The following is a 24,095-nucleotide window of genomic DNA, read 5'->3' on the forward strand; positions in this document are numbered from 1 at the left end:
CGTTAGCTTGCATAAGGCGAATTGAACGTCTGGCGGAAATAGGCGTGGATCAAATCCATTTGGGGCGTGAACACCGCGCCGCGCCGCCATGCCAGACCGATATCCATCGTCGGCACCGGGGCGCCCGGCATGACCGTTGCGATGCGCTTGCCCTCTAGCGACCAGGGCCGGTACACCATATCAGATAGGATCGTAATCCCCTGCCCGTTCGCCACGATTGAGCGAACAGCCTCAATCGACGTCGTACGCAGCCGCACGCGTGGCTCAGATGTCTGCGCGCTCCAGTACTTCATCGCCGTGTTGGCGGCCTCATCCACGGTCAGCAGGATATAATCCTCGCCTGCGATCTCTTCAAAGCTGATGTTGCGCCGCTGCGCAAACGGGTGCCCACTGGCGCACCACACGCGGCGCGCCGAGCGCAGCAAAGTCTCGCTCTCCAATCCGGGGTTTGTGATGTTCGACGTCAGCAATACGGCCACATCAAAGCGGCCTGACAGAAGCCCCTCTTCGATGCTGTCGCGGTTCAGTTCGTGCAGCTCAATGTCCAGATTTGGATGCAGGCGGCGCAGCCGATCCAGATGATAGGGCAGGAAATACCCCATTACCGTATAGCTGGCCGCAATGCGGATCGTGCCCGACGCGTCCGTGTCGCGGTGGCGTAGGTTCTGCGCCTCCTCAATCTTGCTAAGGATCGCATAGGCCGACGCCAGGAGTTCGCGCCCCGCATCGGTCAGGTCCATACCGCTGCGCGTTCGCAGGAAAAGAGTGGCCCCCAAAGACGATTCCAAATCACGGATCGCGGTCGTCACAGACGACTGCGAAATCGACAGCGCGGCTGCGGCCCGGCTAACCTGCGCTGTTTCGGCGGTGGCCACGAAGTACTTGAGCTGCCGTAAATTCATACCGTGCCTCGCAGAATCTGTATTATCGGATAATCCGATAACAGTGACGCAGAAATTTGTGATTTACAAACACCCAATAGCGGCGCACCTTTTGACCTAAGAAAAGATCAGGGGAGCGGCATCATGCGCAAGATTGTGGATTTGAACTGCGATATGGGCGAAGGCTTTGGCCACTGGAGCTATGGCGATGCCCCCGACGAGGCTTTGATGGCTGTCATCAGCTCGGCAAATGTCGCCACCGGATTTCATGCGGGCGACCCCAACTCGATGAACCGGGTCGCCGCATTGGCAAAGGCACATGGTGTCGGGCTGGGCGCGCATCCCGCGTACAACGATTTGCAAGGGTTTGGTCGGCGCAAGATTGATGCCGCCGATGATGAGCTGGTCAACGACATTCTCTACCAGATCGGGGCGCTGCGCGAGTTCGGCCGCCGCCACGAGGTACCGCTACAGCACGTCAAGCCGCACGGCGCACTCTATATGGAGGCCGCGCGCAATGAGGATCTGTCGCGCCATCTGATCGAGACGTTGCAGGCCACATCGCCCGAGCTGATCCTCTTTTGCATGGGTGCCGCAGTAACCTACGAGGTGGCCAAGCGCCATTCGCACCCGGTCGTGCGGGAATTCTACTCTGACCGCGATTATGGCGACGACGGTATGATCATCTTCACCCGCAAGGGCGCGGCTGTGGACCCCGGCGCCATTGCGCAGAAGTGTCTGCGCGCCTGCCAAGAAGGCAAGGTTCAAACCGAGAGCGGCAAGGATATCGACGTCGCCTTTGAATCGATCTGCGTTCATTCGGACACGCCCGGCGCGGTCGATATCCTGAAAGCGATCCGCAAGGCCCTGACAGAAAATGGCATCGTCATCGCCCCCGCACGCGACGTGCTGGCGCACGACGCTGCCGCCTGAAACCCGACTAGGAGACAAAAACATGGCTGACATTCAATCCCCCGTTCCGGGCACTTTCTATCAAAAACCCTCCCCCGAGGATGCGCCTTTCAAGACCGATGGTGACGCGGTCAAGACCGGTGACACCATCGGCCTGGTAGAGGTGATGAAATCGTTTATCGAAGTGCTGGCCGAGGCAGACGGCACGTTCGGTGGCTACAGCGCCGACAATGAGGCTGCAGTTTCGGCCGGCGACGTTCTGGCGACGCTGAAATAGCATGAGCATCCAGCGCCTTTTCATAGCGAACCGGGGCGAGATAGCCGTGCGTATCGTGCGCGCGGCCAAGTCGCTCGGCATCCACACTATTCAAGCGCATTCCGAAGCGGACGCCGACATGCTGGCCGTCCGCATGGCAGACGAGGCCGTGTGCATCGGCCCCGCGCAGGCCGCCAAATCTTATCTGGACGTAGATGCCGTGGTCCAAGCCGCCAAAGAGGCTGGCGCAGATGCGGTACATCCCGGCTATGGCTTCCTCGCCGAAAGTCCTAAATTCGCCCGCGCCATTGAGGATGCGGGCATGATCTTTGTCGGGCCGTCGGCGGACACGATCCAGAGCATGGGCGACAAGGTATCGGCGCGCCAGGTGGCCGATACGGCAGGCGTGCCGGTGGTCCCTGGATCAGACGGGCGCGTAGATGACATGGACGAGGCCGCGCGCATCGCGGAGCGCATCGGTTATCCGGTCATGATCAAGGCCAGCGCGGGCGGCGGCGGGCGCGGCATCCGTATTGCCGAAACAGCAGATGAATTGGCCAAGTTTGCGCCTCAGGCGCGGCAGGAGGCGCAGGCCGCCTTTGGCGATGGTGGCATCTACATTGAAAAGGTCATCCGCGAGCCGCGCCATATCGAGGTGCAGATTATGGGCGACGGCAAGCGTGCCGTTCATTGCTTTGAGCGGGAATGCTCGCTTCAGCGCCGCCGCCAGAAGGTATGGGAGGAGGCCCCGGCCTTTAAGCTGCCCGAGGCAACGCGGCAAGCGATGTGCAATGCCGCCGTTGATCTGGCCGAGGCGGTCGAGTATCGCGGCGCCGGCACGGTCGAGTATCTCTATGATGCCAAGGCGGACAAGTTCTATTTCATCGAGATGAACACGCGCATTCAGGTCGAGCATCCAGTGACCGAGATGATTACTGGCCTTGATCTGGTTGCCTTGATGATCCGTGTCGCAGGCGGCGAGGCGCTGCCTGTTACCCAAGACGACATCAAGCTGAACGGCCACGCCATCGAAGTGCGCCTGAACGCTGAGGATCCGCTCAAGAAGTTCATGCCCTTCCCCGGTGTCGTCGGCAAACTGGATCTGCCGGAATCGGATGGCATCCGCGTCGATCACTTTCTCTACGAGGGCTACCAGATCCCGCCTTTCTACGACTCGCTGATTGGCAAACTGATCGTGCATGCGGATACCCGCGAGGCGGCAATCGAAAAGATGGCAGGTGCGCTGGATACCATCGAAATCGGCGGGCTCAAGACGACCATCCCACTGCACAAAGCGCTGGCGCAGTCAGCAGACGTGCGCGCAGGCCGCATTCACACTCAATGGCTAGAGCCATGGCTGGACGCGGGCAACCTTGAAGGTCAGACAGGAGGAGCATCGTGAAGACACGGTATTCATACGGCGGCGACGAACATATCTTTGTCGAGATGGACGAGGAGATGTCGCTGGACGCCTTTTTCAAATCCCTCGCAATGAGCAATGCAGCCCGCGAGGCCAATATCGACGGTGTGCGCGAGATTTGCCCGGCCAATGCGTCGTTCCAAGTGCGCTACGATCCCGAAGTAATCGCGCCCGAAGACATGATGGCCAAGCTCAAAGAGTTGGAGAAGATCGCCATCAACGCCGAAAAACGGCTGGAGACGCGCATCATCGAAGTGCCGGTGTTCTATCAGGACCCCTGGACGCACGAATGTGTCATGCGTTTTCGCGAACGGCATCAGGACCCATCGGGCACCGATCTGGATTATGCCGCACGGATCAACGGCTATGATAGCGTCGACGCGTTCATCGAGGCGCATCATTCTGCGCCGTGGTTCGTGTCGATGGTCGGGTTCGTATCTGGCCTGCCGTTCCTCTACCAACTGGTCGAGCGGGAAAAGCAGATCGAGGTGCCAAAGTACCTCAAGCCGCGCACTGACACGCCGAAACAGACAGTCGGTTACGGTGGATGCTTCTCTTGCGTCTATTCCGTGCGCGGCGCTGGCGGCTACCAGATGTTCGGCATCACGCCGATGACGATCTTTGATGCGGATCAAAAGGTCAGCTATCTCAAGGACTTCATGGTGTTCTTCAAACCCGGCGATATCGTCAAGTGGAAGCCGATTGACCGCGAGGAATATGACCGCATCCTAAAGGCGGTCGAGGACGGCACCTACAAGCCCCGCATCGCCGAAGTGACCTTCGATCTGGAGGATTTCAACGGCGACATGGAAGGCACCAACGCCAAGCTGATGGAGGCTCTCAATGACGTTTGAAGTTATCAAACCCGGCCTTTTGACCACCATTCAGGATCTGGGGCGGCCCGGCTACTTCCACCTCGGCATCCCCGAGGGCGGCGCGATGGACCGCGAGGCCATGCGCATAGCCAACATGCTGGTCGGCAATCCCGAGGATGCTGCCGGTCTGGAGGCCGTCTTTATGGGGCCCGAGTTGAAGTTCAACGACGATGCGCTGGTCGCTATCGGCGGGGCTGAAATGCCCGTCTTCGTCGACGGCGAAGAGCGCAAATGCTGGACTTCGTTTCCTGTCAAAGCGGGCCAGACGCTGAAGTTCGGCTTCCTTAAGACCGGCGCGCGCATTTATATCGCCATCAACGGCGGCATCGACACGCCCCCGGCGCTGGGTAGCCGCTCAACCTACCCCATTGGCGCACTTGGCGGGTTTGAAGGCCGCGCATTGGCGGCGGGCGATACAGTGCCGGTCGGCAAGGCAACCGCAGGCGCTAAGGAGCGCACGCTGGATCAGGCCCTCTTGGCCAAATTGCCTAAACCTGTGGAATTGCGCGTGCTGCCCGGCCTATATTGGCACCGCCTGACGGAAGGCTCGCAAAAGCAGTTCTTTGCCGACGAGTGGAAGGTCGCGCCCGAAGCGGACCGCATGGGATACCGCTTTCGCGGCGGCAATCCGATGGAGTTTGTGGAGCGCGATCAGCCATTTGGCGCCGGGTCGGACCCGTCGAACATCGTGGACGGGTGCTATTCCTACGGCTCGATCCAGATACCTGGCGGAACCGAGCCAATCGTGTTGCACCGCGATGCGGTGTCGGGCGGCGGATATTTCACCATCGGCGCGATCATTTCCGCCGATATGGACCTGATTGGTCAATTGCAGCCCAACACGCCGGTCAAGTTTAAACAGGTGGACATGGCAGCCGCGCTGGATGCGCGCCACGTGCGCAGCGCGCGGCTGGACAAAATCCGAAGCGCGCTAAACTGAGGCGCGCCGGACAACAACGAGGCGGGCATCATGCCCGTCCATAAAAAACAAGGGAGTAACGACAAATGACCAAGACACTCACGAAACTTACCCTCAGCACCGCGTTGGCGGCGGCATTGCTGCCCGGTGCGGCGCTGGCCGCAGACGCTTGGTATCCCTACGACGCCGAGGAAACGACACCCGCCTTTGCCGCGGACGGCGAGCGGAGCGCCGTGACCTACGAAGCGCTCGACAAGGCCGAAAAAGCGTGGAGCATCTGCGCCGCTCTGCCCCACATGAAGGACGCTTACTGGCTGGGCGTCGACTATGGTCTCGTCGAAGAGGCGCGCCGCCTGGGCGTCAAGCTGAACGTCACCGAGGCGGGCGGCTATACCGAACTGGCCAATCAAATCAGCCAGATTGAGGACTGCGTTGCCGGCGGCGCCGATGCGATCATCGTCGGTGCGATTTCATATGACGGCCTGAATGCGGTCATCTCGGAAGTTGCGGGCAAAGGCATCCCCGTCATCGACGTCGTCAATGGTGTGTCATCGCAGGATATCGCCGCCAAGGCGCTGGTGTCGTTCAACACAATGGGCAGCGAGATCGGCAAATATCTGGCCGAGAAGCATCCTGAGGGCAGCGAAGAAGTGGTCGTCGGCTGGTTCCCCGGCCCCGCAGGTGCAGGCTGGGTCGAGGCAGCGAACACCGGTTTTATGGATGCAGTCGCCGGATCAGCCGTCAAGGTGCTGGAGCCGCGCTATGGCGACACCGGCAAGGAGGCTCAGTTGAAGCTGGTCGAGGATGTGCTTCAGGCCAACCCTGAGGTCAATTACATCGCTGGCACCGCAGTAACGGCGGAGGCGGCACAAGGCGTCGTACGTGCGCGCGGCCTGATGGACCAGATCGGCATCTTGTCGTTCTACCTGACGCCCGGCGTATGGACCGGGATCGAGCGTGGCTTTATCACCGCCGCGCCCGCCGACTCGATGGTTATTCAGGCACGCATGGCAGTCGATCAGGCCGTCCGCATCCTTGAGAAAAAGGACGTCATCAAGCATGTTGGCCCCAAGATTTTTGTGATCAATCAAGACAATTTGGCTGACACCGACCGTAGCACCGTCCTGCCGCCCGAAGACTTCTCGCCCGTCTTTTCGGTCGAGTAACTCACGTTGCCGGGCGGCATGATCCGCCCGGCGCACCTCACCCTTTCATAAGGGCCGCACCCCCACATGACAGATACCCCCCTCATCCAGACGCGTGGACTGACGCGCGCGTATCCAGGCGTGATCGCATTGGATCATGTCGATTTCGACCTGAAGCCAGGCGAGGTCCATGTCCTCTTTGGCGAGAACGGCGCTGGCAAATCGACGCTCATTTCGCTGTTGGCCGGAGCGAATACACCCAGCGACGGTGAGATTTTGGTTGAAGGTGCGCCCGTGCGCTTCACTTCGGTCGCGGATGCGCAAGCTGCTGGTATCTATACCGTTTTTCAGGAATTCTCGCTGATCCCCACAATGACGGTCGCACAGAATATGTTCTTGGGGCGCGAGCCGGGGTTCGGCCCCTTCACCGATCATCGCGCCATGCGGCGTGGCGCGCAAGCGCTGCTGGATGACCTGGGCTTTGACGTCCCGGTGGGCGAAACTGTCGCTCACCTGAGCCGCGCGCAGCAGCAGATGGTCGAGATCGCCAAGGCATTCCACGGCGACCCCAAAGTGCTGATCTTAGACGAGCCGACAGCATCGCTAACCGATCGCGAGGTCGATCACCTCTTCAAGACGATTTTGAAACTACGGACGAAGGGCGTTGCGATCATCTATATCTCGCACCGCATTCATGAGTTTGAACGGATAGCTGACCGCGTGACCGTGCTACGCGACGGGTCCTATATTGGCACCACTGCCATGGCCGATACCGACGAGGCTACGTTGGTTGAAATGATGGCAGGCCGCGCGATCCGCGACATATACCCCGACATTCCGCACGATCCTGCCGAGGTGCTGCTTGAGGTTGATGCCTTGCGCGCTTGGGGCGTGCAGTCTGCGTCCCTGACCGCGCGGCGCGGCGAGGTGCTGGGTATGGCCGGGCTAGTGGGGTCAGGCAAATCCCGCCTTTTTCGCAGCATCATGGGCATTCAGGGTATCCGAGGCGGCACCGTCCGCTGGAAGGGCGCAGACATCACCGGGATGGCCACGCGTCATGTGATCGGCGCCGGGATCTATTACCTGTCGTCCGACCGCAAGAGCGAGGGCCTGGATCTGGCCAAGAGCAGTTGGCAGAACCTGAGCATTGATCTGATGATGGGCCGCGAGGCGCGCGGTGCGATGATCCGCCCCCGCGCGCTAAGGTCTACCGCTGCCGAAATATTCGAGACTGTTGAGTTGAAGGACAGTTACCGATCCAAAGCCGTCGCGCAGTTGTCGGGTGGCAACCAGCAAAAGGTTCTGTTCGCCAAAAGCTTTGGCCATGAGGCCGATCTCTACATCTTTGACGAGCCGACAGTTGGCGTCGACATGGGAACGCGCGCGGCGCTCTACCGGCTGATCGGTGATATCGCGGCCTCCGGCAAAGCGGTGATTGTGATTTCGTCCGACCTGCCCGAAGTGCTGAACCTTGCGCACCGCGTATTGGTCATGGCCGAAGGCCGCATCACCGCCGAGCTAACAGGCGAGCAGCGCACAGAAGACAACGTGCTGCGCCACTTCTTTGACGAAACAGGAGAGACTGCATGACCACCAGCGCACGCGATGAGGCACAAACGGATCATCTGCTGAGGCGGATATTCATCCGTGTGGGTGTGCTGCCCTTCTTCCTCGGGATCGCGCTGATCGTGTTTACTATAATGTCGGACAAGTTTCTGACGGTGCAAAACCTCGTCAATGTGGGGCGGCAATCGGTCTATTTGATCCTCGTCTCTCTGGGCCAGATGCTGGTGCTGATCTCGGGCGGGTTTGATCTGTCGGTGGGCACCGTCATCGCGCTGAGCTCGGTCGTATCGGCAACAGTCATGGTCGCCATGGCGCCGGTGTTTCCCGATGCGGTCTGGCTGGCGATTGCCCTCGGCGCGCTCGCAGGCTTTGGCGCGGCCATTGTCGTTGGTGGGATCAACGGCATCGGCGTTGCCGTGTTCGAGGTGTCGCCGTTCATCATGACGCTGGGCGTTTCGTCCGTGGGTGCGGGCCTTGCCCTATTTCTGACGGGCGGCATTCCGGTGTCGGGCTTGCCCTATGAATTTGGCAATATGTTTGGCTTTGGCCGCCTGTGGGGTGTTCCTGTGCCGGTCATTGTCGCCGCCGTTTGCATCGCGGCCATGTGGCTGTTTATGTCCCGCACGCGGCTGGGCGCACAGGTCTATGCAGTCGGCGGCAATATCAAGGCGGCGCATCTTTCGGCAATCAACACCAAACGCACGCTAATGATGGCCTACATCCTCTGCTCGCTGATCGCGGCACTCACTGGCCTTTTACTGACTGCGCGGGTCGAGTCGGGGGAGGCAAACCTTGGCGGTACCATCGCGCTGGAATCCATCGCTGCCTGCGTCATTGCTGGCGTCTCGCTAAGGGGCGGCTTGGGGCGCGTGGAAAACGTCGTGCTGGGCGGTTTCTTTATCATCTTGGTGCAGAACGGTATGAACCTGGCGCAGGTCAGTTCCTACATGCAGATGGTGCTGCTGGGCGCGCTGTTAATCTTGGCCGTAATCTTTGATCAGTTGCGGTTCCGCATGATCATGAGCGGGCGTTAGGTCGCATCGCTCAGACCGTCTGGAACCCAAAGCGCCCCCGCTGCGTAGTACATTTATAAACTGCACGGCGGCAATTTAGGTCGGCCGTGCTGTTGCTATAGACAGAAAGGCACTCACATGACCGAGAAATTTACAGACTACCTTAGCGATAACGCGCGTGAAGCGTCGATCAACCACCTCAACACGTCGCTGGCGACTGGTATCCAACTTCAACTTGCGATCAAGCAAGCGCACTGGAATATCAAGGGCCCTAGCTTCATCGGTATTCACGAGCTGCTGGATGATGTCCGGGCTCGCATGGACGAGCATGTCGATGTCATCGCCGAGCGCATCGTAATTCTGGGCGGCACAGCCGATGGCACGCTGGACGGCGTAGAGAAGAACGGCAAGCTGGACGCGTATCCCCGCGACGCCGTGCATCAGGACGTCCATATTGACGAGCTAAAGAAGCGGATGGTTCAATTCGTCTCGCTGGTACATGAGGGTCTCAAAGAGGTTGGCGACGCGGGCGACGAGGAAACCGCAGACCTCTATACTGCCGTCAGCCGCGGCGTTAGCAAGGATGCATGGTTCATCGGCGCGCATCACACGGCCGCAAAGAAGTAATCAACAATTCCAAGTGTACGAGTTACAGGGACGGCCATCGGGCCGTCCTTTTTTGTCTGCCTACAGCAGCCGACTGGCGGCGAAGGCCAGCACAAAGCCGGTGCCCGCGATCGGACCAGACCACGAGTGGATTTCATCAAACGCTTCGGGGATCATCGTGTCGATCAGCATAACGAATATGGCCCCCGCAGCGCAGGCCGTCGCCGCGCCGATAACTACTGGGCCCATCTGGCCGATGACCATGTAGCCCAGCCATGCCGACAATGAGCAGACCAGTGCTATCGTGATCCAAATACTAAACACGTAGGCGGCTGATTTGCCCGCCTTCTTCATCCCGATAGAGCTGGATAGCCCTTCGGGAATGTTCGACACTACGATGGCCATGACGGTGACCAACGCTACCCCTTGGCCATCCAATAGCGATATCCCGATTGCTCCGCTCTCCGGGATACCATCCAGCAGCGAACCCACAGCGATTGCCAGCGATGCAGCGGCACTTCGGCTGGCTGCGGGTGCGCCACCCGATAGCTTGCGGCCCCGCGCGCCGCCCCGCGCCAGCGCCGCGCCTGCCAGCGCATAAAGAGTGCCACCAAGGGCAAAGCCCGTGACCGCCGCCCAGATACCGCCCAACGCAAACGCCTCGTCCATCAGATCGAACGCTAACGCCGAGATCAGGACGCCTATCCCGAACGCCATCACCGACGAGGAGGCAATGGCAGGAAGGCGTATAAAATAGCCGATAGATGCGCCGATCAGCAGCGCCCCGCCAGCAACGAGGCCCCATAGCGCCGCCTGAATGGGTAGCGAGATCAGCACCGACATGTGCCGCCCGCCTTGGCGGGATCAAACACGCGGCGTGTGCTGCTCGGGGGCGAATTCCTGCGCCTTGAAACAGACCTGCATGATGTACCAGCCACCCTCTTCGTCGCTGCTGGTCATACGGCAATCCAGTTGCGCGCAGAAAGCCTGAATCAGCTTGAAGCCCAAACCCTGCTCCGTATCTGCACGGACCTTGTCATTGACGGTATTTCCCACCTCAAACAGCACCATGTCAGGCCCTGATGGATCGGGCCGCAGGCGTACGCGGATATGTCTGCGGCCGTCCTTGCCTGCGGTCGCGTATTTCAGCGCATTGGTGAACGCCTCAGAGGCCATCATTGCCAGTGGTCCGGCCTGATCGGGAACCAGCGTCACAGGCTCAAACTGCAAGTCCACATCCAGCGGGATTGCCCCGCCGTCGCCCAACGTGGCAAGCTGCCCCAGCAAATCATCGAGAAGCGTATCGACCCGAACTTGGCTAACCTGCGGCGTCTCGTAAAGGCCGCGATGGACAGCGGCGAGGCTGGTCAAGCGGTCCTGAACCTTACGCAGCGCACTGCGCGTGTCGGTGCTAGGTGCGTTGCGCGCCTGCATGTTCAGGATCGACGACATTAGCTGAAGGTTATTTTTGACACGGTGGTGCACTTCCTTGATCAGGACGTCCCTCTCATGCACCGTATTTTCCAGATCGGCCTCGTCGCGAATTACCTTCTGCGCCATCGTCGAGAATGTCTCGCCGATCTCGCGCAGCTCACTAGGGGCGTTATCCAGCGCATCACTTCGAAATACCCTGCGACCTTCGGCAAAGTCGCGCATCTGGCGGCCCAGAATACGGATCGGGCGGATAACCTGTAGCCGTATAGCGACGAGGGCGACGACAAGGCTGATCAGCCACATCAGCAGCGGAAAGAGCAGCGTAAACGCCGAAAACGCGCGGTCACGGATCAGCGGGCGCATGGGCTGCCAACTTCCCAATGCGTAAGCCTTGCCTTCAAGGATAGGCACCACAGCAAAATCACGGGGCTTCCCGCCACGCGACTCCTCAGAGAAAAGCTGGCTACCTTTCCCAACTAAATCTTGTAATTGCGTTTCCGCAGGGAGGAATTCCTCGTAGCCGTCCGGTGCGCCGTTGCTCGTCATCACATCGCCGTCGTCATTAAATGTGACCGTAACCGCCCCGTGTGCCAGATTGTCGCTAGATTGGTCCTGCACGATGTCACTTGCCAGCATGGATAGGTTGATAAAGCCTTTGAACACGCCTTGCGCACTGAAAACTGGCTGCTGAACGATGACAACCGGCTGGTGGCTGGCGCCGCCCGACGGATTATAGGTCACCGACAGAGCGGCCCGCTCCATCGCGCGGGTCAGCGTCGGAACACCGGTAAAATCATAGGATTTACCAAAGTTGTTGCAATCAGACTTCATCGCGGTGTCGATATAGCCCAAAAATACCACACGTTCATTTCGCTGGGATGAATACTGCATCAAGTCCGAGCAAACCGCATCGCTGGGCCCTAAAACGGCAAGCGAGTCCGCTAATCCCTGCGTGATACCTTGTGCACCTTGGATGGCCTCCCTCTCGGACGAGACGAGGCGCGCAGTTTGCGCGCTAAGGCTGGCACGGTAGGTATCAAGCGCAGTGTTATAGGCGTTCTGGGTCTGGACAACGGCGATAATACCCAGCGGCAAAAGGGCAAGCGTCAACATCAGAGCAAGACGCGGCAGCAAGGCATTGCGCTTGTGCGGCATTTGCCAGCCGTCATCGGGGGTTACCCCCCTTTCAGGTCTGATCTCCTCCACCTGCGTTACATTCCTGGATTGCGGCTGATTACGGCAATCGTCGCCTGATCGGTCAGCTCCATCGCTTCGTCCTCGTGCATGTGCAGCATTTCAGCCAACTTCTTGCGCCCACGGTTGGCGCGGCTTTTCACAGTTCCGACGGCGCAATTGCACATGCGCGCCGCCTCCTCGTAGGCAAAGCCCTGCGCGCCGACCAGTATCAACGCTTCGCGTTGCTCAGCAGGTAGCTTCTCAAACGCGCGGCGAAAATCGGTGAGTGCGAGGCGGCCATCATGTGCGGGCTTTTCAGCCATACGCTCTGTCATGGCGCCATCGACGTCGGCAACCTCGCGCTTGGCCTTGCGCCTCTCGGAATAAAAGGTGTTGCGCAAAATAGTGAACAGCCAAGCGCGCATGTTGGTACCGACGGTAAACTTGTCGATGTTCGTCCACGCTTTGACAACGGTATCCTGCACCAGATCATCCGCACGCGCCATATCGCGTGTAAGGGACAACGCAAAGGCGCGCATAGGCTTGAGATGCATGACTATCTCATCGCGCGGATTTACCTGCACGTCTGGCACTGCTGATTTTTTTGTGGTCATTTTTCGTCCTGCTCGCGCAACTGTCGCAGCAAATCCTCGAACCGATCGGGTACAGCATCGTCAAGCATATCGTCATAGACACGTTTGAGGTTGTCGTCGATCTGGTCCCGCTTGGCGCTCACCTGCGGCGCATTCTTGCTACCACTTTCGTCCTTGTCCTTGCGTCCCATCATCACGTCTGCCAATCCATACGTACAACCTTCGATTCGTCTTTTTTACACATGTGTCGGAACTGAACCCGCAGGTCGCGTGTTTGTTCCACGAAATAACTAAATAAATCCTTGGGAATATACGGAGTGACGATGAGCAATTCTGAAGCGAGTGTCAATTTCTCACAGCAAATCGCACATCACCTGCCGTTTCTTAGACGCTATGCGCGGGCATTGACGGGTAGTCAATCCAGCGGCGATGCATTTGCCACAGCCACGCTTGAGGCAATACTTGAGGATCGCGCGAGTTACGCAAGTTGCGCTTCTCCGCGCGTTGCGCTGTTCCGCGCATTTCGCCTCGTTTGGCAAAGTGCGGGCGCGCCCGATGCGGACGCTGGCGACGCGCCTATAAGCCGCAGCTTAGAGACGGCCGCGCAGGATCATATGCGGCTGCTGACCCCCGACACACGCCAAGCCCTTTTGCTGAATTCAATCGAGGGGTTCACCCCCGAAGAGATCGGCCAGATCATGGATATTAGCGCAGCAGGCGCTAAAGATTTGATTGACGGCGCACGCCGCGAGATTGAGCAAAGCATGGCAGGCGACGTGCTGGTCATCGAGGACGAGGCGATCATCGCCATGGATCTGCACAGCATTGTCACGTCGATCGGACACAACGTCACTGGCATTGGCCGAACGCGTGATGCGGCGATTGAACTGGGTCTGAAAAAGATACCCGATCTGATCCTTGCCGACATTCAGTTAGCGGACAATTCATCGGGTATCGACGCGGTGAACGCCCTGTTGGAGCAGATCGGCCAAATCCCTGTGATTTTCATCACAGCCTTTCCCGAGCGCCTTTTAACAGGTGACAAGCCGGAGCCCGCGTTCGTCATCGCCAAACCCTATACCGAGGATCAGGTTCGATCGGCTGTTGGTCAGGCGATGTTCTTCTCTTCGACAGAAACGCTCAAAACAGCCTGAACCGCTCGCACTCTTTAGGAAACGCCACTTGCTACTCTCTGCAGGCGGCGTTTTCGATTTCAGTTTCTGGTCAGCCTACTTGCGCATGACGCGTGCGATAAGAGCGATGACGAAAAGCACTGCAAATATCACGAACAGGATTTGCGCGATTCCCGCTGACGCCGATGCGATGCCTCCAAAGCCAAAGATAGCGGCAACAGCTGCAATGATGAAAAATACAATTGCCCAATACAGCATGGTGAGTTCCTTTTCTTTCGATGTAGTATGGTAGGTACTGCTCGTTTCATCCAACGCAGCATCGCATTGACCGGTTCCAGCGGCAGACAATGATGATGCAAATGGAACCGAAGGTCGCCCAGCCGCGTTGTCTGAGCGAAGCACAGAAATTCTAGGAGGCCACGATGGCACAAAGCAAACCCGATGCCGACGATCTGCACGCCCAGATCACTATCCTGCGCAATGACATCGCCAGCATTACCGAAACGCTTGGCGCAATCGCGAAAGCTCAGAAAGATGGCATGGCAGAAGCCGCACAAAAGCGCTTCAATGATGCGCGTGCTCGCGGCGCGGACGCGCTTTCGACAGCTCAGGCTCAGGCATCTGCCCTGAATGATCAAGCGCACGAGTTCGTCCATGAGAAGCCTGCGCTGTCCTTGGGCATGGCTGCTGCACTTGGTTTTGTTGTGGGCATTTTGTCCACGTCACGCCGCTGATCCCAGTGATAGGGCTAGTTTCAGCTGTAAAGCATCGCTCAGCGCGCGCCATCAGGCGCGCGCTTTTGCGCGTTATAGGCGGCATTTTGGTATTGGTCGGCGTGGGCTTTCTGACCTCCGCCGGATGGATTGCTTTGGAAGATGCGTACTCATCGCTTGCCGCGGCACTTGTCATTGCATGCGTCTATCTGGGGCTGGGCTTGATCCTGTTTGGGATAACCGCATCCTCTGCCGACAGTGCGAGCCATGCGGCCGCCGAAGCCCCTCTGCGTGACCCTGCCACACCGCCGCGCACTGGCAGCATGTCGCCCTTGGCGGAGGCGTTTGTTATTGGCCTGAACGCAGCCTATGCAGCGCGTGGTCGCGGCCCATCCGGTCGTTAAATCAACCCCGCGCGAGACGCCGGTAAACCTAACTGCGCTCGCGACTCCGATCCATATTATCTGCGACGAATGCGCCGCGCTTGCCCATTGGTCTGGCAGGGCCGCGGGTGGTGTCCTTGCTCTGAAGTAGCTCAAGCTCGGCATTAAGGGCGGCGCCCAAAAGACAGACAAATGCGCTGATATAGAGCCACAGTAATAAAACGATAACGGCACCCAATGAGCCGTATATTTTGTTATAGTTGCCAAAATTCTGCAAATAGACCGTAAAGCCCCATGTCGCGAGCGCCCACAGAAGCGTGGCCGCGACCGCCCCAGGCGTGATCCAACCCGCGCGCGCAACGCGGCGACGATTGGGTGCATAGCGATAGAGAAGCCCCAGCGCCAACATCACGGTCGAGATTGCGACGCTCCACCGCAGAACCTCGGCGATGAAGGTTGCGAAGGGGCCAATCGGCAGAAACGCCAGAACGACAGGCGCGACGACCAGCGCGGCGAAACAAGCAAGCGCAAGTATCACGAGACCGCCCGTGAGGCCGAATGCCACCATTATGTGACGCACGCCGCCCCTGTTCCGCTCGCCGTAGACAGCGTTCAAACCAATGATCAGCGCACCAATCCCCGCCCGCGCAGACCACAGCGCTAACCCGACCGAGATCATCCCCGCCCAGCCTAGTGTCGTGGTATCCGCCGCGACCAATTCCGCCACACGCGAGGTTAAAAGGTCAGCCACCTCGTCTGGCAAGAGTGTCGTGAAGTCAGATACCTGCGCCGCGACCAAACTCGGATCAGCGACAAAGCCCCAGAGCGCAATCAGCGCCGCGATGGCCGGAAAGGTGGCAAGGATGCCGAAAAAGCCAATACCAGAGGCGATGAGGTTCAGGTTCTTTTCGCCGATCAACCTTCCGACGCCTTTAAGCGCGGGCCAGAGATCTTTGGGCCAGTGCGACCGGCCATAGGCGGCCGCACCGCGCACGCTCATGCGCTGCCCTTGGCACTACGTGGACCAAAGATGAGCCAGAGAACAAATCCAAGGATCGGCAGCAAGATGACCGTCACGATCCACAAAACCTTGCGCCCAGAGGAGGCAGCAGAGCCAAAGATCAAAACGATTGCCCAGACGTCGCATACCAAGACGATGAAGCCGCCCACACTTGTCACGTCGACCATATCGTTGACCATCCTTTGCTTTCATGCGCAGCGTAGTACCTAAAGCGGGCCGCTGCGTTCGCAAGTTTCATTTTGCATGCTTTGCGCGCCGTCCCTGGGTCTGAACCCAATGCAAGCAGCATTAACCATTGTCGGCCACGGGTCGGCGTCAGCTATCGCAATGTCACTCACACGGTCGCGCCGCGTATACAAGCGCGCACATGGCGACGAGACGTGCCTATGACGCAGGTCCATATGGCCGATCGGCCTGACTACCAAGTGCGCATTATTGATCGCTGACGATCTCACCCGACACGCCGGTCCCGCCCAAATGATACCAAGGCTTGCGGTCGCTGGGATGCGCGCCGGGGCCGCCGGGGCGGAACCAGATCAGGATGCCACCCGACTCGCCAAAGCCACCATCGAGGTCGTTAAAGACCACTTGGCGTGGGAAGTGCACCTTGAGCGGGCGCGCCTCATCGCCTGCGCGCCAAGGTCGGTCCGTGGTGATGCAATTCGCCTCCATCCCGGCATAGCTCTCTGCCGGATCGACCTGCCGCAGGAAGCCGAGGCCCTGCGCCACACCCTGCCCCGCCATGGTGACCCCGCCGCTGTCCAGTACTTTGGGCGCAGAGCGGCGCGTCATCACAGACTGATTGATGCTTTCGGCCCAGACGCCGCAGATGCCGGTGCGTCCGCCGATGTTACGAGCATCCACCGCCACCGAGATACCGCCGGGCGATGTAAACGTACCACCGCCCATCGCGGGCGACGGGCCAAGCGTCGCCTGCCCGGCCGGCACGTTCGGAGTACAAGCGATAAGGCCCGTAAGGCCAATCGCGGCCAGAGAAAGTTTTACTGCATTGATCATCACGGTCACCTTTGGGTCCGGTTCTTATTATAACATAGACGCGTACGGTGTGCTGCCAATACCTTAGCCACCGCGCGCAAATTCTTCGGTCTCGCGCAGCATCTCGGGATAGTGCTGCTCCAACGCAGGCAAGAATGCCTCGCGGATGCGGCCCACCTGAGCGGGGGTCAAATCGTCCTTCCAGACGCCCGCCTGTCCCTTGGCAAAGAAGTTGGCCATACCCTCTGGCTTTTCGGTAAAGCCATGTTCGCGCTCTTGTTTCTGCATCTTGTCAAAGGCCGTCGCCTTGATCGCGCGGGCCAGTTTAGCGCCGTCCACCTTCTGGCCCAGGAATACCTCCAAGAGGCCGCGCATCTCGCGCGCAGGCTTCACTAGCAGATCCTCATACCGAATGACGCGGCGCTTCAATCCCGGCGCGCTCGTCCATGAGTGAACGTGATCGTCCCACCGTCCCAGCACATCAAAAATACCCGTAGGCGTGCCCATCACCGTGTCGGGGTTACACATCCGCTTGATCGCTGTGTCGATATCCGCCGACTGATGCCGGGCAAAACTGGGCGCCAGGTCGAACGGATTGCGTATCAGATATATCCCACCAGACGTAACCTCGGGCGGTATAACATCCTGCCCCTCAAGGCGGATCGTCTGGCAATGGGTTTTGACAAAATGATGGTTGGGGCGCGATCCGGCGATCAGGCGCAGGGCCCCGGGGCGTACGCGCATCCACGCCTTCAGGTCCGTCCCATTATAGGCGCCGCCATTCGCGGCATCATAGAAATCCTGCCGCACGTCGGCCGTGGTGAAATTGCGCAGGTTATTGATGTCGGGTGCCTGCCCTGCTGGCATGAAATAATGCGCAAGCAAGCTCCGCATCCATGTATTGCCCGATTTGGGGTAGGATGCGATCCAGATGATCCTTTTCAGGCTGCTCATCTCACAAGTATCCAAAGCGTTTCATGGTTGCGCGGTGATCGGTCCGCATCTTCTCGATCAAGTCATCGCTCAGCGCCTCTTTCCAGGCGCCTGCCTTGCCGGAAGTAAAGAACGTCTCGCTCTTGCCGGGGTTCTCCTTGAAACCGCTGGCTTTTTCCTGGCTCGACACCTCGTCGAAACTGGCAAAGCGAATGGCTTTTTTCAGCCTTTCCTCCTCCACTGGAACGCCAAGGTGACGGACGAGCGCACCGAACGCTTCCTCAGGTTTTTCCAGCATATCCTCGTACCGCAGGACAAGGCTGGGATAGGGCGAATTGCTAGTCCAGCTGCACACATGTTCGGACCAAGAGCCGAGGAATTGCCATACGGCAGCGCCGTCGCTGGCATTTGCGTTGTCGCTGCGCCCGATTGCGTCAACCGCGTCCGCAGGTGTGATCCCATAATGGCGAGCGTATGACAGGACCATATCCATCGGGTTGCGCACGATGTAAACGGCCGAGCGTGTGTATTCAGCCGGGATCAGTTGCGTGCCATAGGCGGCGCTGCGAATGTTGTGCGTCTTGACCAGATTGACGTCAGCATTATTGCCAATAATACCGCGCAGCACCTTGTCGCGCAGGCGAAGCGTCGTTTCAACGTCGCTTAGATCGGGCGTATTGGGGGCGGCGACCATATTGTAGGTCTTGGTGATGGAATCGCCCATGCCAAATCGGTGGACCTGATTGATCGATACAGGCTGATCGAGGTTCATCAGATAATTGGCGAGAAATATCCGCGTCCACGTGTTGCCCGATTTCGGGTAGGACGCCAGCCAGACGATACTGGCTTTTGGTGGGCTGGCCTTTGGCGCGTTGGCCTTTGGCTTGTTACCCTTGGATGCGGCCTTGTGCGGCACGCTTTTCTTTGTCGGTCTTTTGCTCATCTGTCCCGCCTGTATGCAGGTTGCATTTCAGACCTGCAAATAAACGAACGGGAGGGGCGTTGCCACCCCTCCCGCTTATTTCAGCTAACGAACCTAGTCTTAGAAGGACAGGTTGATGCCGGTGCCGATGACAGTACCACCGACGTCGCGGTAGGCAGCGCCAGCCAAGCCATTGTCTGCGTCCACCTGGACGACATAGATGTCCCAGTCAACGCCCGGGCCCAGATCGCGGCTTGCGCCGATACGGTAGGCTTCGTAGTCAGCGTTTCCGCCGCCAGCGACTGTCTGCTCACCCTGGTAGGTCAGAGCTTCGAGCGCCCACGGACCTGCGATGTCGTAGGTAACACCAAAGCTCCAGCCTTCGTTGTCGCCAACGCCGCCGACGCCGCCATTGTCGTTCTCGGCATAGCTACCACCGACGGTGAAGTCAGCAAAGCCAACCTGTGCGCCAACGCCCCAAGTTTCGGGATCCGAGTTACCCAATGTGGGCGTGTCGCCAACACCGTAGCGAGCGGCCAGCGTGACGCTGGTCGTGCCGAATGTCTGGCTGTAGTTCACACCAATGTCGAAGATGTCCGACAGCACTGTGTTTTTATCGACGCCGAAGGAGTTGCCGACGTTAATGGCACCGGTGGGTGCGTAGGAAACGCCCACTGTCAGACCGTTGAACGAAGGTGTGAAGTACGTCAGACGCGAAACGTCGTTGTTACCTGCAACTTCGGTGTAGCTCGACAAGCCAGCCTGGCGGAAGCCGCCCGGGAATGCTGCCGAGAACGGGATGAATGTAGAGATCGATGGCGAGTTGATGTACATGGAAGTAACGCCAGGCGCGCCAACCATGGACTTGTAACCAGCCGAGTTCTCGGAACCGATGATGATCTGGCCCAGTGTGTCGGAGCTGATCGTCATGTACGACTCGTCGATTTCCGAACCGCCGTTCTCGCCTTCCAGCTGAACGTTCACACCGAATGTCAGGCCGTTGTCCAGCGTGATCGAAGGTGTGAAGATGATCTCGGAGTTCGAGTGGATGTCGACGCCGTCATAGTCGCCGCCGGCCGTCAGAGCGGAGCCGTACAGATCCGCGTATGCGACGTGCTGGCTCATGAAACCGCCGAATGAAACGTCCCATTCTTGTGCGGCGGCAGGTGCTGCCAGTGCGATTGTGCCCAGGGCGATTGCGCTGGTGCTAAGCAGATGCTTTTTCAAGGTGTGTCCCTCCTCAGAGTAGCAGGAAATGATGTGTGTCATGATCCGCCGCCTCCTAAGGATGGACGCGACTTGAAAACCAAATGCTGTATTTAGCCGCCTCCTGTCAACGAACCCCGCCGGGCGGGGGCGGATGTTGCCCAGAATGTGACGTTTTAGGCACACAGAATCGGCGAAAACGGCGCGAAATATGAAAAATACACTTATTTTTAAGGGTTTCCGCCAATGGGGCTGTTGAGCACGACCTATTCGGCCAAACCCGCCCGCTGTGCCCCAGCATCTGTGCAAAAGGCCGCCAGCGATGCCTTGCGGGCGCTTATCGGCGACTCGCGCCGGAATAATCTGAGCGGCATTTTGCCTGCGACGGCGCCCTCTCAGTATACCGCACCGCACGCTAACCCCCAGCGCGCCTTGCACGGGGGGCGCCGAATCGCGCAGGGTGTTCAAACCGTCTCACCTGCCTGACCGAGGACCGTATATGACCCCCCAAATGACAAAGCCCGCCGAACAACCCAACATCCAGCATTGGGAGGCCCGCACCCACATGGCCGCCGCCTTTCGATGGACCGCGCGGTTAAACATGCATGAGGCGGTGGCGAACCACTTCAGCCTTGCGGTGAATGAGGACGGCACTGAATTCCTTATGAACCCCGATCAGGCGCATTTTGCACGCATCCGCGCGTCGGATCTGCTGCTGCTGGACGCGAACGATCCCACCACGTTGGATCGCCCCGGCGCGCCTGACCCCACAGCTTGGGGGCTACACGGCTCCGTTCACCGCCGCTGCCCTCACGCGCGCTGTGTCATGCATATCCATTCGATCCACGCTACCGTGCTGGCCAGCCTCGCCGACAGCCGCCTGCCCCCAATCGATCAGAACTGCGCGACGTTCTTTGGCCGCTATGTCATCGACGAGGGGTATGGCGGTCTCGCCCTAGAGGCCGAGGGTGAGCGATGCGCGGCGCAACTGCAGGTCCCGTCGAAAAAGGTCATGATCATGGGCAATCATGGCGTGTTAGTGCTGGGCGATAGCGTAGCCGATGCCTTTAACCGCATGTATTATTTCGAGCGCGCGGCCGAGACATACATTCGCGCGCTGCAAACCGGCCAGCCCTTGCGCGTGTTGCCGGACGCCATCGCCGAGAAGACTGCCGCCGAGTTGGAAGGCTATCCCGGACAGTCGGACAGGCATTTGAGCGAACTGATGGCGATACTGGATGATGAGGGGTCAAACTACGCGACCTGAGCGCGCGGCGCCTGATACCATGCAATTCATGCTGCTTCGTAAGAAGTGCTCGTTTAGGTAGGCCCGTTTGGCCGGTAAGCCCAATAACGACGGCGTGGCTACATTAGCCGCGGGCGCGTTCAACCCGCGCGCCCTTACTTACTTGTTGCTGGTCGGCAACTGGGTCGGATTCCTCAGGACGTGAGCATAGACGGCTTCGGACCCAGCCGGACGCTATTGGTCTGTCACTCTCAGCGCTACATTGCGGGGATCATTCCAGATTGGGCGGTTCGATCCGCCGGAACACATTACTCAGGTATCGCCCCAAGCTCACTAGATTGCGCAATCAGGCGCGTGATGAATTTATCCGCCAAGATTTGCATCAGCCGACGTTCTGCGTCCCGCCTCTGCACATCCCGAAAACCACCATCGGCCGTGTAGCTGGTGAATCCCTCCACACTACTCACAAGCTCGACCTTCTGCGTCGTCTGGTCAACAAACTCAGATGTAACCGTCCCAACCACTTGGACGCGGGAAACACCAACGACGTCCAGCCCTTGGTAGCTTAACGCGACATTGTACCTCACTTTGTATTGCGTATTTTGCGACGGGGGAATCCGCTGTTCAACCGCCTTGAGGTAATCATACTCGATCTGGTTATCTGGATCCTCTAGGACCACATTCCTCAGCACCTCGCTGCTCGCTGAGTTTTCGCCATAAACGGGCGTAAAGCCGCAAGACGGCAAGCCCAAAAGCAGCGCCATCGCTATCGCTGACGTCATTGCTACTCTTGAGATCTGCATATTCATCCTGTTGCCTTTAGTCACGCACCGTCACTTTGAAAGAAAACCTGTTCGTCGCGGCGGAGCGTCCTGTCCGATCGTCATTAGCGCAATGCCTTGCCCGGCGTTTGTGATTATCATGAAATGAATTAGCTCAACTCGCGGCTATCAGCAACCTGAACTGGCCGCGCGATATGGCTGAGCGGCGGCAGCCAAGTCCATGCTCACCCTTCACTGCCAGTTCCAAGCCTCATCCATTGTAGTCCCCTCCCCGCCGGAGCGAGCGTATCATTCCGGACAGTCGCGCCGCATATTTGGTCCGGCGCCGAGTGGATAGAATGGTAACCGGCGAGAGCGCCCTAAGGCCCGTTTTCAGGAACGCCCTTAGACAGCCCATCCTCAGGCCATGCTTGCGCATCGTATAAATCTGCGAAAATCCCCAGTGCCAATTTTTCAGTCGCTCGCCCTTGGGGGACCACTCGGATGATGCGCCGCCGACGTGACGCACCCTCGCGTCATGCACATACATCAGGTTGCCCCTGGTTTCGGACAATCGGACGCTGAGGTCGTCATCCTCGAAAAAGAGGAAAATCCTTGGATCGAAACCACCAACGGCGTCAAAATCATCGCGGCGCACAAAAAGCGCTGCACCGGACAAAATTGGCACCACAGTATCATGCGTCAATGCACTGCGCGGCAGCCACGCCCGGCGCGGCACCAGATCGCTGCGCCGCTTCAGGATGGCTGTGCCATCATCGTCAAGGATTCGGGGGTTGAATGCCGTCGCAGCCGGATGCTGGTCCGCCGCAAAGATGAGCCTTTCTAATGTGTCTGGGAACAGCGCTGTATCTGGGTTCAGGAACAGCAAAAACTCCGTTTCCGCCCTAGCGGCGCCACCATTGCAGCCTGCGCCAAAGCCTAGATTTTCATCGCTCTCCACAAGGTGGGTATTGCCACCTCTGATGGCGATGACGTCGCGCAATTGGGGCCGGTCCTGCGAGGCATTATCGAATATGACGACAGGTGTTTCCACCGGCACCGACGCAAGCATGGTGTCAAGGACCGCAGCACTATTGTACGCGACAGAGACGATTGTTACCCGCTCGGATGGTTTACTCTGACGCATCTAAGTTCCGCCTAGCGAGAGTGCGTATCTTGCGGCGATAAATCGGCCGCAGAATCTCCCGCCTCACTTTATCAAAGATGCCGCTTTTGCGACTAATCAGGCTACCGCCCAACTCGCTTGAAATCTCGCGCACGCCTGATGGCCACACCGTCAACACCCGCACGTTATGTACCCACTTCATCTGCAAGAAGTCGTCGACCGGGCGGTCAAACTGCTCCGTCACGGCAAGGAGTGCCTCCGCAGCGCCGCGTGTCACCAACTGCGCAACCATACCCAGCGCAATGCGGTCATAAGCCTGCAAACGGATGGGACCGCGCGACGCTATCTCGCGGATCGCCTCCTCGCGCAGTTTGATCGGAAAGCGCACGAAATCCCCCGGCTCAATGTTGGCTATTGCAAGCTCTAGCGCCGGCAGGAAAACTTCTGGATCAAGCTCCAAATCATCCTCAAGAATCAGCGCAGCGTCGAGATCTTCGTCGACAATCCTCCTCCAGCAAGCGCGATGACTGTGAAATGTCGCCACTTCAGAGGGTCGCAACTGAAAGGGATAGTAGGGCCGGAGCAGCTTGCGATTGTAGGATCGCGAAAGCGTATCACTCATCTGCTGCCCGTCGACAGCTGGCATGACGTACGTGCTGAGTGGCAGCATTTCTTTGGTTGCGTCCACCTGCGGCAGGCGGGCATGGGCGCGTTCAAGATGTATGATCAGGCAGTCTATCCTCAATGCGTCGATCCTCTCCATCGCGGCCCATCGCAACCAGCACTCCATAGAAGTGCACGAGCTAATCTAGTGAGGGTGCCACAGCAACGGTTGGTTTGGAAGTTTTCGGATCCTCCG

General features: G+C 58.8%; 28 protein-coding genes. 13 read left to right on the forward strand and 15 right to left on the reverse strand.

The window, feature by feature from the left end:
- Window positions 1-2: 2 nt before the first annotated feature.
- Window positions 3-902 carry a LysR family transcriptional regulator gene (locus MK6180000_RS11000; RefSeq protein ID WP_138934777.1) on the reverse strand — a complete coding sequence of 300 codons (900 nt, stop codon included), beginning with the start codon at window positions 900-902 and terminating at the stop codon, window positions 3-5.
- Window positions 903-1,025: 123 nt separating this feature from the next.
- On the opposite strand from MK6180000_RS11000, the gene MK6180000_RS11005 reads away from it, so the two are divergent.
- The 9 genes from MK6180000_RS11005 (at window position 1,026) to dps (ending at window position 9,614) form a co-directional block, all read left to right on the forward strand.
- Window positions 1,026-1,814 (forward strand): 5-oxoprolinase subunit PxpA, encoded by a 789-nt coding sequence (locus tag MK6180000_RS11005; protein WP_171054601.1) that lies wholly within the window; start codon window positions 1,026-1,028, stop codon window positions 1,812-1,814.
- Window positions 1,815-1,836: 22 nt separating this feature from the next.
- A complete protein-coding gene (locus tag MK6180000_RS11010; protein ID WP_138934779.1) occupies window positions 1,837-2,070 on the forward strand; it encodes an acetyl-CoA carboxylase in 234 nt (77 codons plus the stop codon).
- 1 nt (window position 2,071) lies between these two features.
- Window positions 2,072-3,451, forward strand: coding sequence for an acetyl-CoA carboxylase biotin carboxylase subunit (locus MK6180000_RS11015; protein ID WP_138934780.1), 1,380 nt, complete (start codon window positions 2,072-2,074; stop codon window positions 3,449-3,451).
- Complete coding sequence (locus MK6180000_RS11020; RefSeq protein ID WP_138934781.1) at window positions 3,448-4,323, forward strand: 5-oxoprolinase subunit B family protein; 876 nt, start codon at window positions 3,448-3,450, stop codon at window positions 4,321-4,323. The genes MK6180000_RS11015 and MK6180000_RS11020 overlap by 4 nt, the downstream gene beginning before the upstream one ends.
- Window positions 4,313-5,284 carry a 5-oxoprolinase subunit C family protein gene (locus MK6180000_RS11025; protein ID WP_138934782.1) on the forward strand — a complete coding sequence of 324 codons (972 nt, stop codon included), beginning with the start codon at window positions 4,313-4,315 and terminating at the stop codon, window positions 5,282-5,284. Before MK6180000_RS11020 ends, MK6180000_RS11025 begins: the two co-directional genes overlap by 11 nt.
- Window positions 5,285-5,349: 65 nt before the next feature.
- Window positions 5,350-6,429: a TMAO reductase system periplasmic protein TorT gene (torT, locus tag MK6180000_RS11030; RefSeq protein ID WP_138934783.1), complete on the forward strand. Its 1,080-nt coding sequence runs from the start codon at window positions 5,350-5,352 to the stop codon at window positions 6,427-6,429.
- 66 nt (window positions 6,430-6,495) lie between these two features.
- The gene (locus MK6180000_RS11035; protein ID WP_138934784.1) at window positions 6,496-7,998 is read left to right on the forward strand and encodes a sugar ABC transporter ATP-binding protein; all 1,503 of its coding nucleotides are present in this window, start codon (window positions 6,496-6,498) and stop codon (window positions 7,996-7,998) included.
- Window positions 7,995-9,008, forward strand: a complete 1,014-nt coding sequence (locus MK6180000_RS11040; protein ID WP_138934785.1) for an ABC transporter permease — start codon at window positions 7,995-7,997, stop codon at window positions 9,006-9,008. Before MK6180000_RS11035 ends, MK6180000_RS11040 begins: the two co-directional genes overlap by 4 nt.
- A gap of 117 nt (window positions 9,009-9,125) precedes the next feature.
- Window positions 9,126-9,614 (forward strand): DNA starvation/stationary phase protection protein Dps, encoded by a 489-nt coding sequence (gene dps, locus MK6180000_RS11045; RefSeq protein ID WP_138934786.1) that lies wholly within the window; start codon window positions 9,126-9,128, stop codon window positions 9,612-9,614.
- Window positions 9,615-9,674: 60 nt separating this feature from the next.
- Here dps and MK6180000_RS11050 read toward each other — a convergent pair whose 3' ends face one another.
- Genes MK6180000_RS11050 through MK6180000_RS20960 form a run of 4 tightly spaced genes read right to left on the reverse strand, consistent with a single transcriptional unit; the run spans window position 9,675 to window position 12,990 of the window.
- Window positions 9,675-10,436, reverse strand: coding sequence for a ZIP family metal transporter (locus MK6180000_RS11050; protein WP_171054602.1), 762 nt, complete (start codon window positions 10,434-10,436; stop codon window positions 9,675-9,677).
- A gap of 21 nt (window positions 10,437-10,457) precedes the next feature.
- Entirely contained in the window at window positions 10,458-12,182 is a 1,725-nt protein-coding gene (locus MK6180000_RS11055; RefSeq protein ID WP_138934787.1) for a sensor histidine kinase, read from the reverse strand.
- A gap of 56 nt (window positions 12,183-12,238) precedes the next feature.
- Window positions 12,239-12,817: an RNA polymerase sigma factor gene (locus tag MK6180000_RS11060; protein ID WP_138934788.1), complete on the reverse strand. Its 579-nt coding sequence runs from the start codon at window positions 12,815-12,817 to the stop codon at window positions 12,239-12,241.
- The gene (locus tag MK6180000_RS20960; RefSeq protein WP_342777736.1) at window positions 12,814-12,990 is read right to left on the reverse strand and encodes a NepR family anti-sigma factor; all 177 of its coding nucleotides are present in this window, start codon (window positions 12,988-12,990) and stop codon (window positions 12,814-12,816) included. Before MK6180000_RS20960 ends, MK6180000_RS11060 begins: the two co-directional genes overlap by 4 nt.
- Window positions 12,991-13,119: 129 nt before the next feature.
- On the opposite strand from MK6180000_RS20960, the gene MK6180000_RS11070 reads away from it, so the two are divergent.
- Entirely contained in the window at window positions 13,120-13,950 is an 831-nt protein-coding gene (locus MK6180000_RS11070) for a response regulator (RefSeq protein WP_138934789.1), read from the forward strand.
- Window positions 13,951-14,025: 75 nt separating this feature from the next.
- Here MK6180000_RS11070 and MK6180000_RS11075 read toward each other — a convergent pair whose 3' ends face one another.
- Window positions 14,026-14,187: a DUF1328 domain-containing protein gene (locus tag MK6180000_RS11075; protein ID WP_138936466.1), complete on the reverse strand. Its 162-nt coding sequence runs from the start codon at window positions 14,185-14,187 to the stop codon at window positions 14,026-14,028.
- 164 nt (window positions 14,188-14,351) lie between these two features.
- On the opposite strand from MK6180000_RS11075, the gene MK6180000_RS11080 reads away from it, so the two are divergent.
- Together MK6180000_RS11080 and MK6180000_RS11085 are read left to right on the forward strand one after the other, a co-directional pair.
- Window positions 14,352-14,663, forward strand: a complete 312-nt coding sequence (locus tag MK6180000_RS11080) for an ElaB/YgaM/YqjD family protein (protein ID WP_138934790.1) — start codon at window positions 14,352-14,354, stop codon at window positions 14,661-14,663.
- A gap of 5 nt (window positions 14,664-14,668) precedes the next feature.
- Window positions 14,669-15,046 carry a phage holin family protein gene (locus MK6180000_RS11085; RefSeq protein ID WP_342777717.1) on the forward strand — a complete coding sequence of 126 codons (378 nt, stop codon included), beginning with the start codon at window positions 14,669-14,671 and terminating at the stop codon, window positions 15,044-15,046.
- Between the two features lie 28 nt (window positions 15,047-15,074).
- On the opposite strand, the gene MK6180000_RS11090 is transcribed toward MK6180000_RS11085, so the two are convergent.
- The 6 genes from MK6180000_RS11090 to MK6180000_RS11115 form a co-directional block, all read right to left on the reverse strand.
- Entirely contained in the window at window positions 15,075-16,025 is a 951-nt protein-coding gene (locus tag MK6180000_RS11090) for a YihY/virulence factor BrkB family protein (protein WP_138934792.1), read from the reverse strand.
- Window positions 16,022-16,213, reverse strand: a complete 192-nt coding sequence (locus MK6180000_RS11095) for a PLD nuclease N-terminal domain-containing protein (protein ID WP_138934793.1) — start codon at window positions 16,211-16,213, stop codon at window positions 16,022-16,024. Before MK6180000_RS11095 ends, MK6180000_RS11090 begins: the two co-directional genes overlap by 4 nt.
- 265 nt (window positions 16,214-16,478) lie before the next feature.
- Window positions 16,479-17,063: a hypothetical protein gene (locus tag MK6180000_RS11100; protein WP_138934794.1), complete on the reverse strand. Its 585-nt coding sequence runs from the start codon at window positions 17,061-17,063 to the stop codon at window positions 16,479-16,481.
- Window positions 17,064-17,126: 63 nt separating this feature from the next.
- The gene (locus MK6180000_RS11105; RefSeq protein WP_138934795.1) at window positions 17,127-17,996 is read right to left on the reverse strand and encodes a sulfotransferase domain-containing protein; all 870 of its coding nucleotides are present in this window, start codon (window positions 17,994-17,996) and stop codon (window positions 17,127-17,129) included.
- Window position 17,997: 1 nt separating this feature from the next.
- Window positions 17,998-18,918 carry a sulfotransferase domain-containing protein gene (locus MK6180000_RS11110; protein WP_138934796.1) on the reverse strand — a complete coding sequence of 307 codons (921 nt, stop codon included), beginning with the start codon at window positions 18,916-18,918 and terminating at the stop codon, window positions 17,998-18,000.
- A 99-nt stretch (window positions 18,919-19,017) separates the two neighbouring features.
- The gene (locus MK6180000_RS11115) at window positions 19,018-20,166 is read right to left on the reverse strand and encodes a porin (protein ID WP_138934797.1); all 1,149 of its coding nucleotides are present in this window, start codon (window positions 20,164-20,166) and stop codon (window positions 19,018-19,020) included.
- 436 nt (window positions 20,167-20,602) lie between these two features.
- On the opposite strand from MK6180000_RS11115, the gene MK6180000_RS11120 reads away from it, so the two are divergent.
- On the forward strand, window positions 20,603-21,370 hold the full coding sequence (locus tag MK6180000_RS11120) for a class II aldolase and adducin N-terminal domain-containing protein (RefSeq protein ID WP_425466839.1): 768 nt from the start codon (window positions 20,603-20,605) through the stop codon (window positions 21,368-21,370).
- Between the two features lie 287 nt (window positions 21,371-21,657).
- On the opposite strand, the gene MK6180000_RS11125 is transcribed toward MK6180000_RS11120, so the two are convergent.
- From MK6180000_RS11125 to MK6180000_RS11135, 3 genes are all read right to left on the reverse strand, one after another.
- The gene (locus MK6180000_RS11125; RefSeq protein ID WP_171054604.1) at window positions 21,658-22,131 is read right to left on the reverse strand and encodes a hypothetical protein; all 474 of its coding nucleotides are present in this window, start codon (window positions 22,129-22,131) and stop codon (window positions 21,658-21,660) included.
- Between the two features lie 250 nt (window positions 22,132-22,381).
- Entirely contained in the window at window positions 22,382-23,257 is an 876-nt protein-coding gene (locus MK6180000_RS11130) for a glycosyltransferase family 2 protein (RefSeq protein WP_138934799.1), read from the reverse strand.
- On the reverse strand, window positions 23,244-24,014 hold the full coding sequence (locus MK6180000_RS11135) for a glycosyltransferase family 25 protein (RefSeq protein WP_212751897.1): 771 nt from the start codon (window positions 24,012-24,014) through the stop codon (window positions 23,244-23,246). Before MK6180000_RS11135 ends, MK6180000_RS11130 begins: the two co-directional genes overlap by 14 nt.
- Window positions 24,015-24,095: the final 81 nt, after the last annotated feature.

This window comes from Roseovarius arcticus (genome assembly GCF_006125015.1).
Lineage (GTDB): Bacteria > Pseudomonadota > Alphaproteobacteria > Rhodobacterales > Rhodobacteraceae > Roseovarius > Roseovarius arcticus.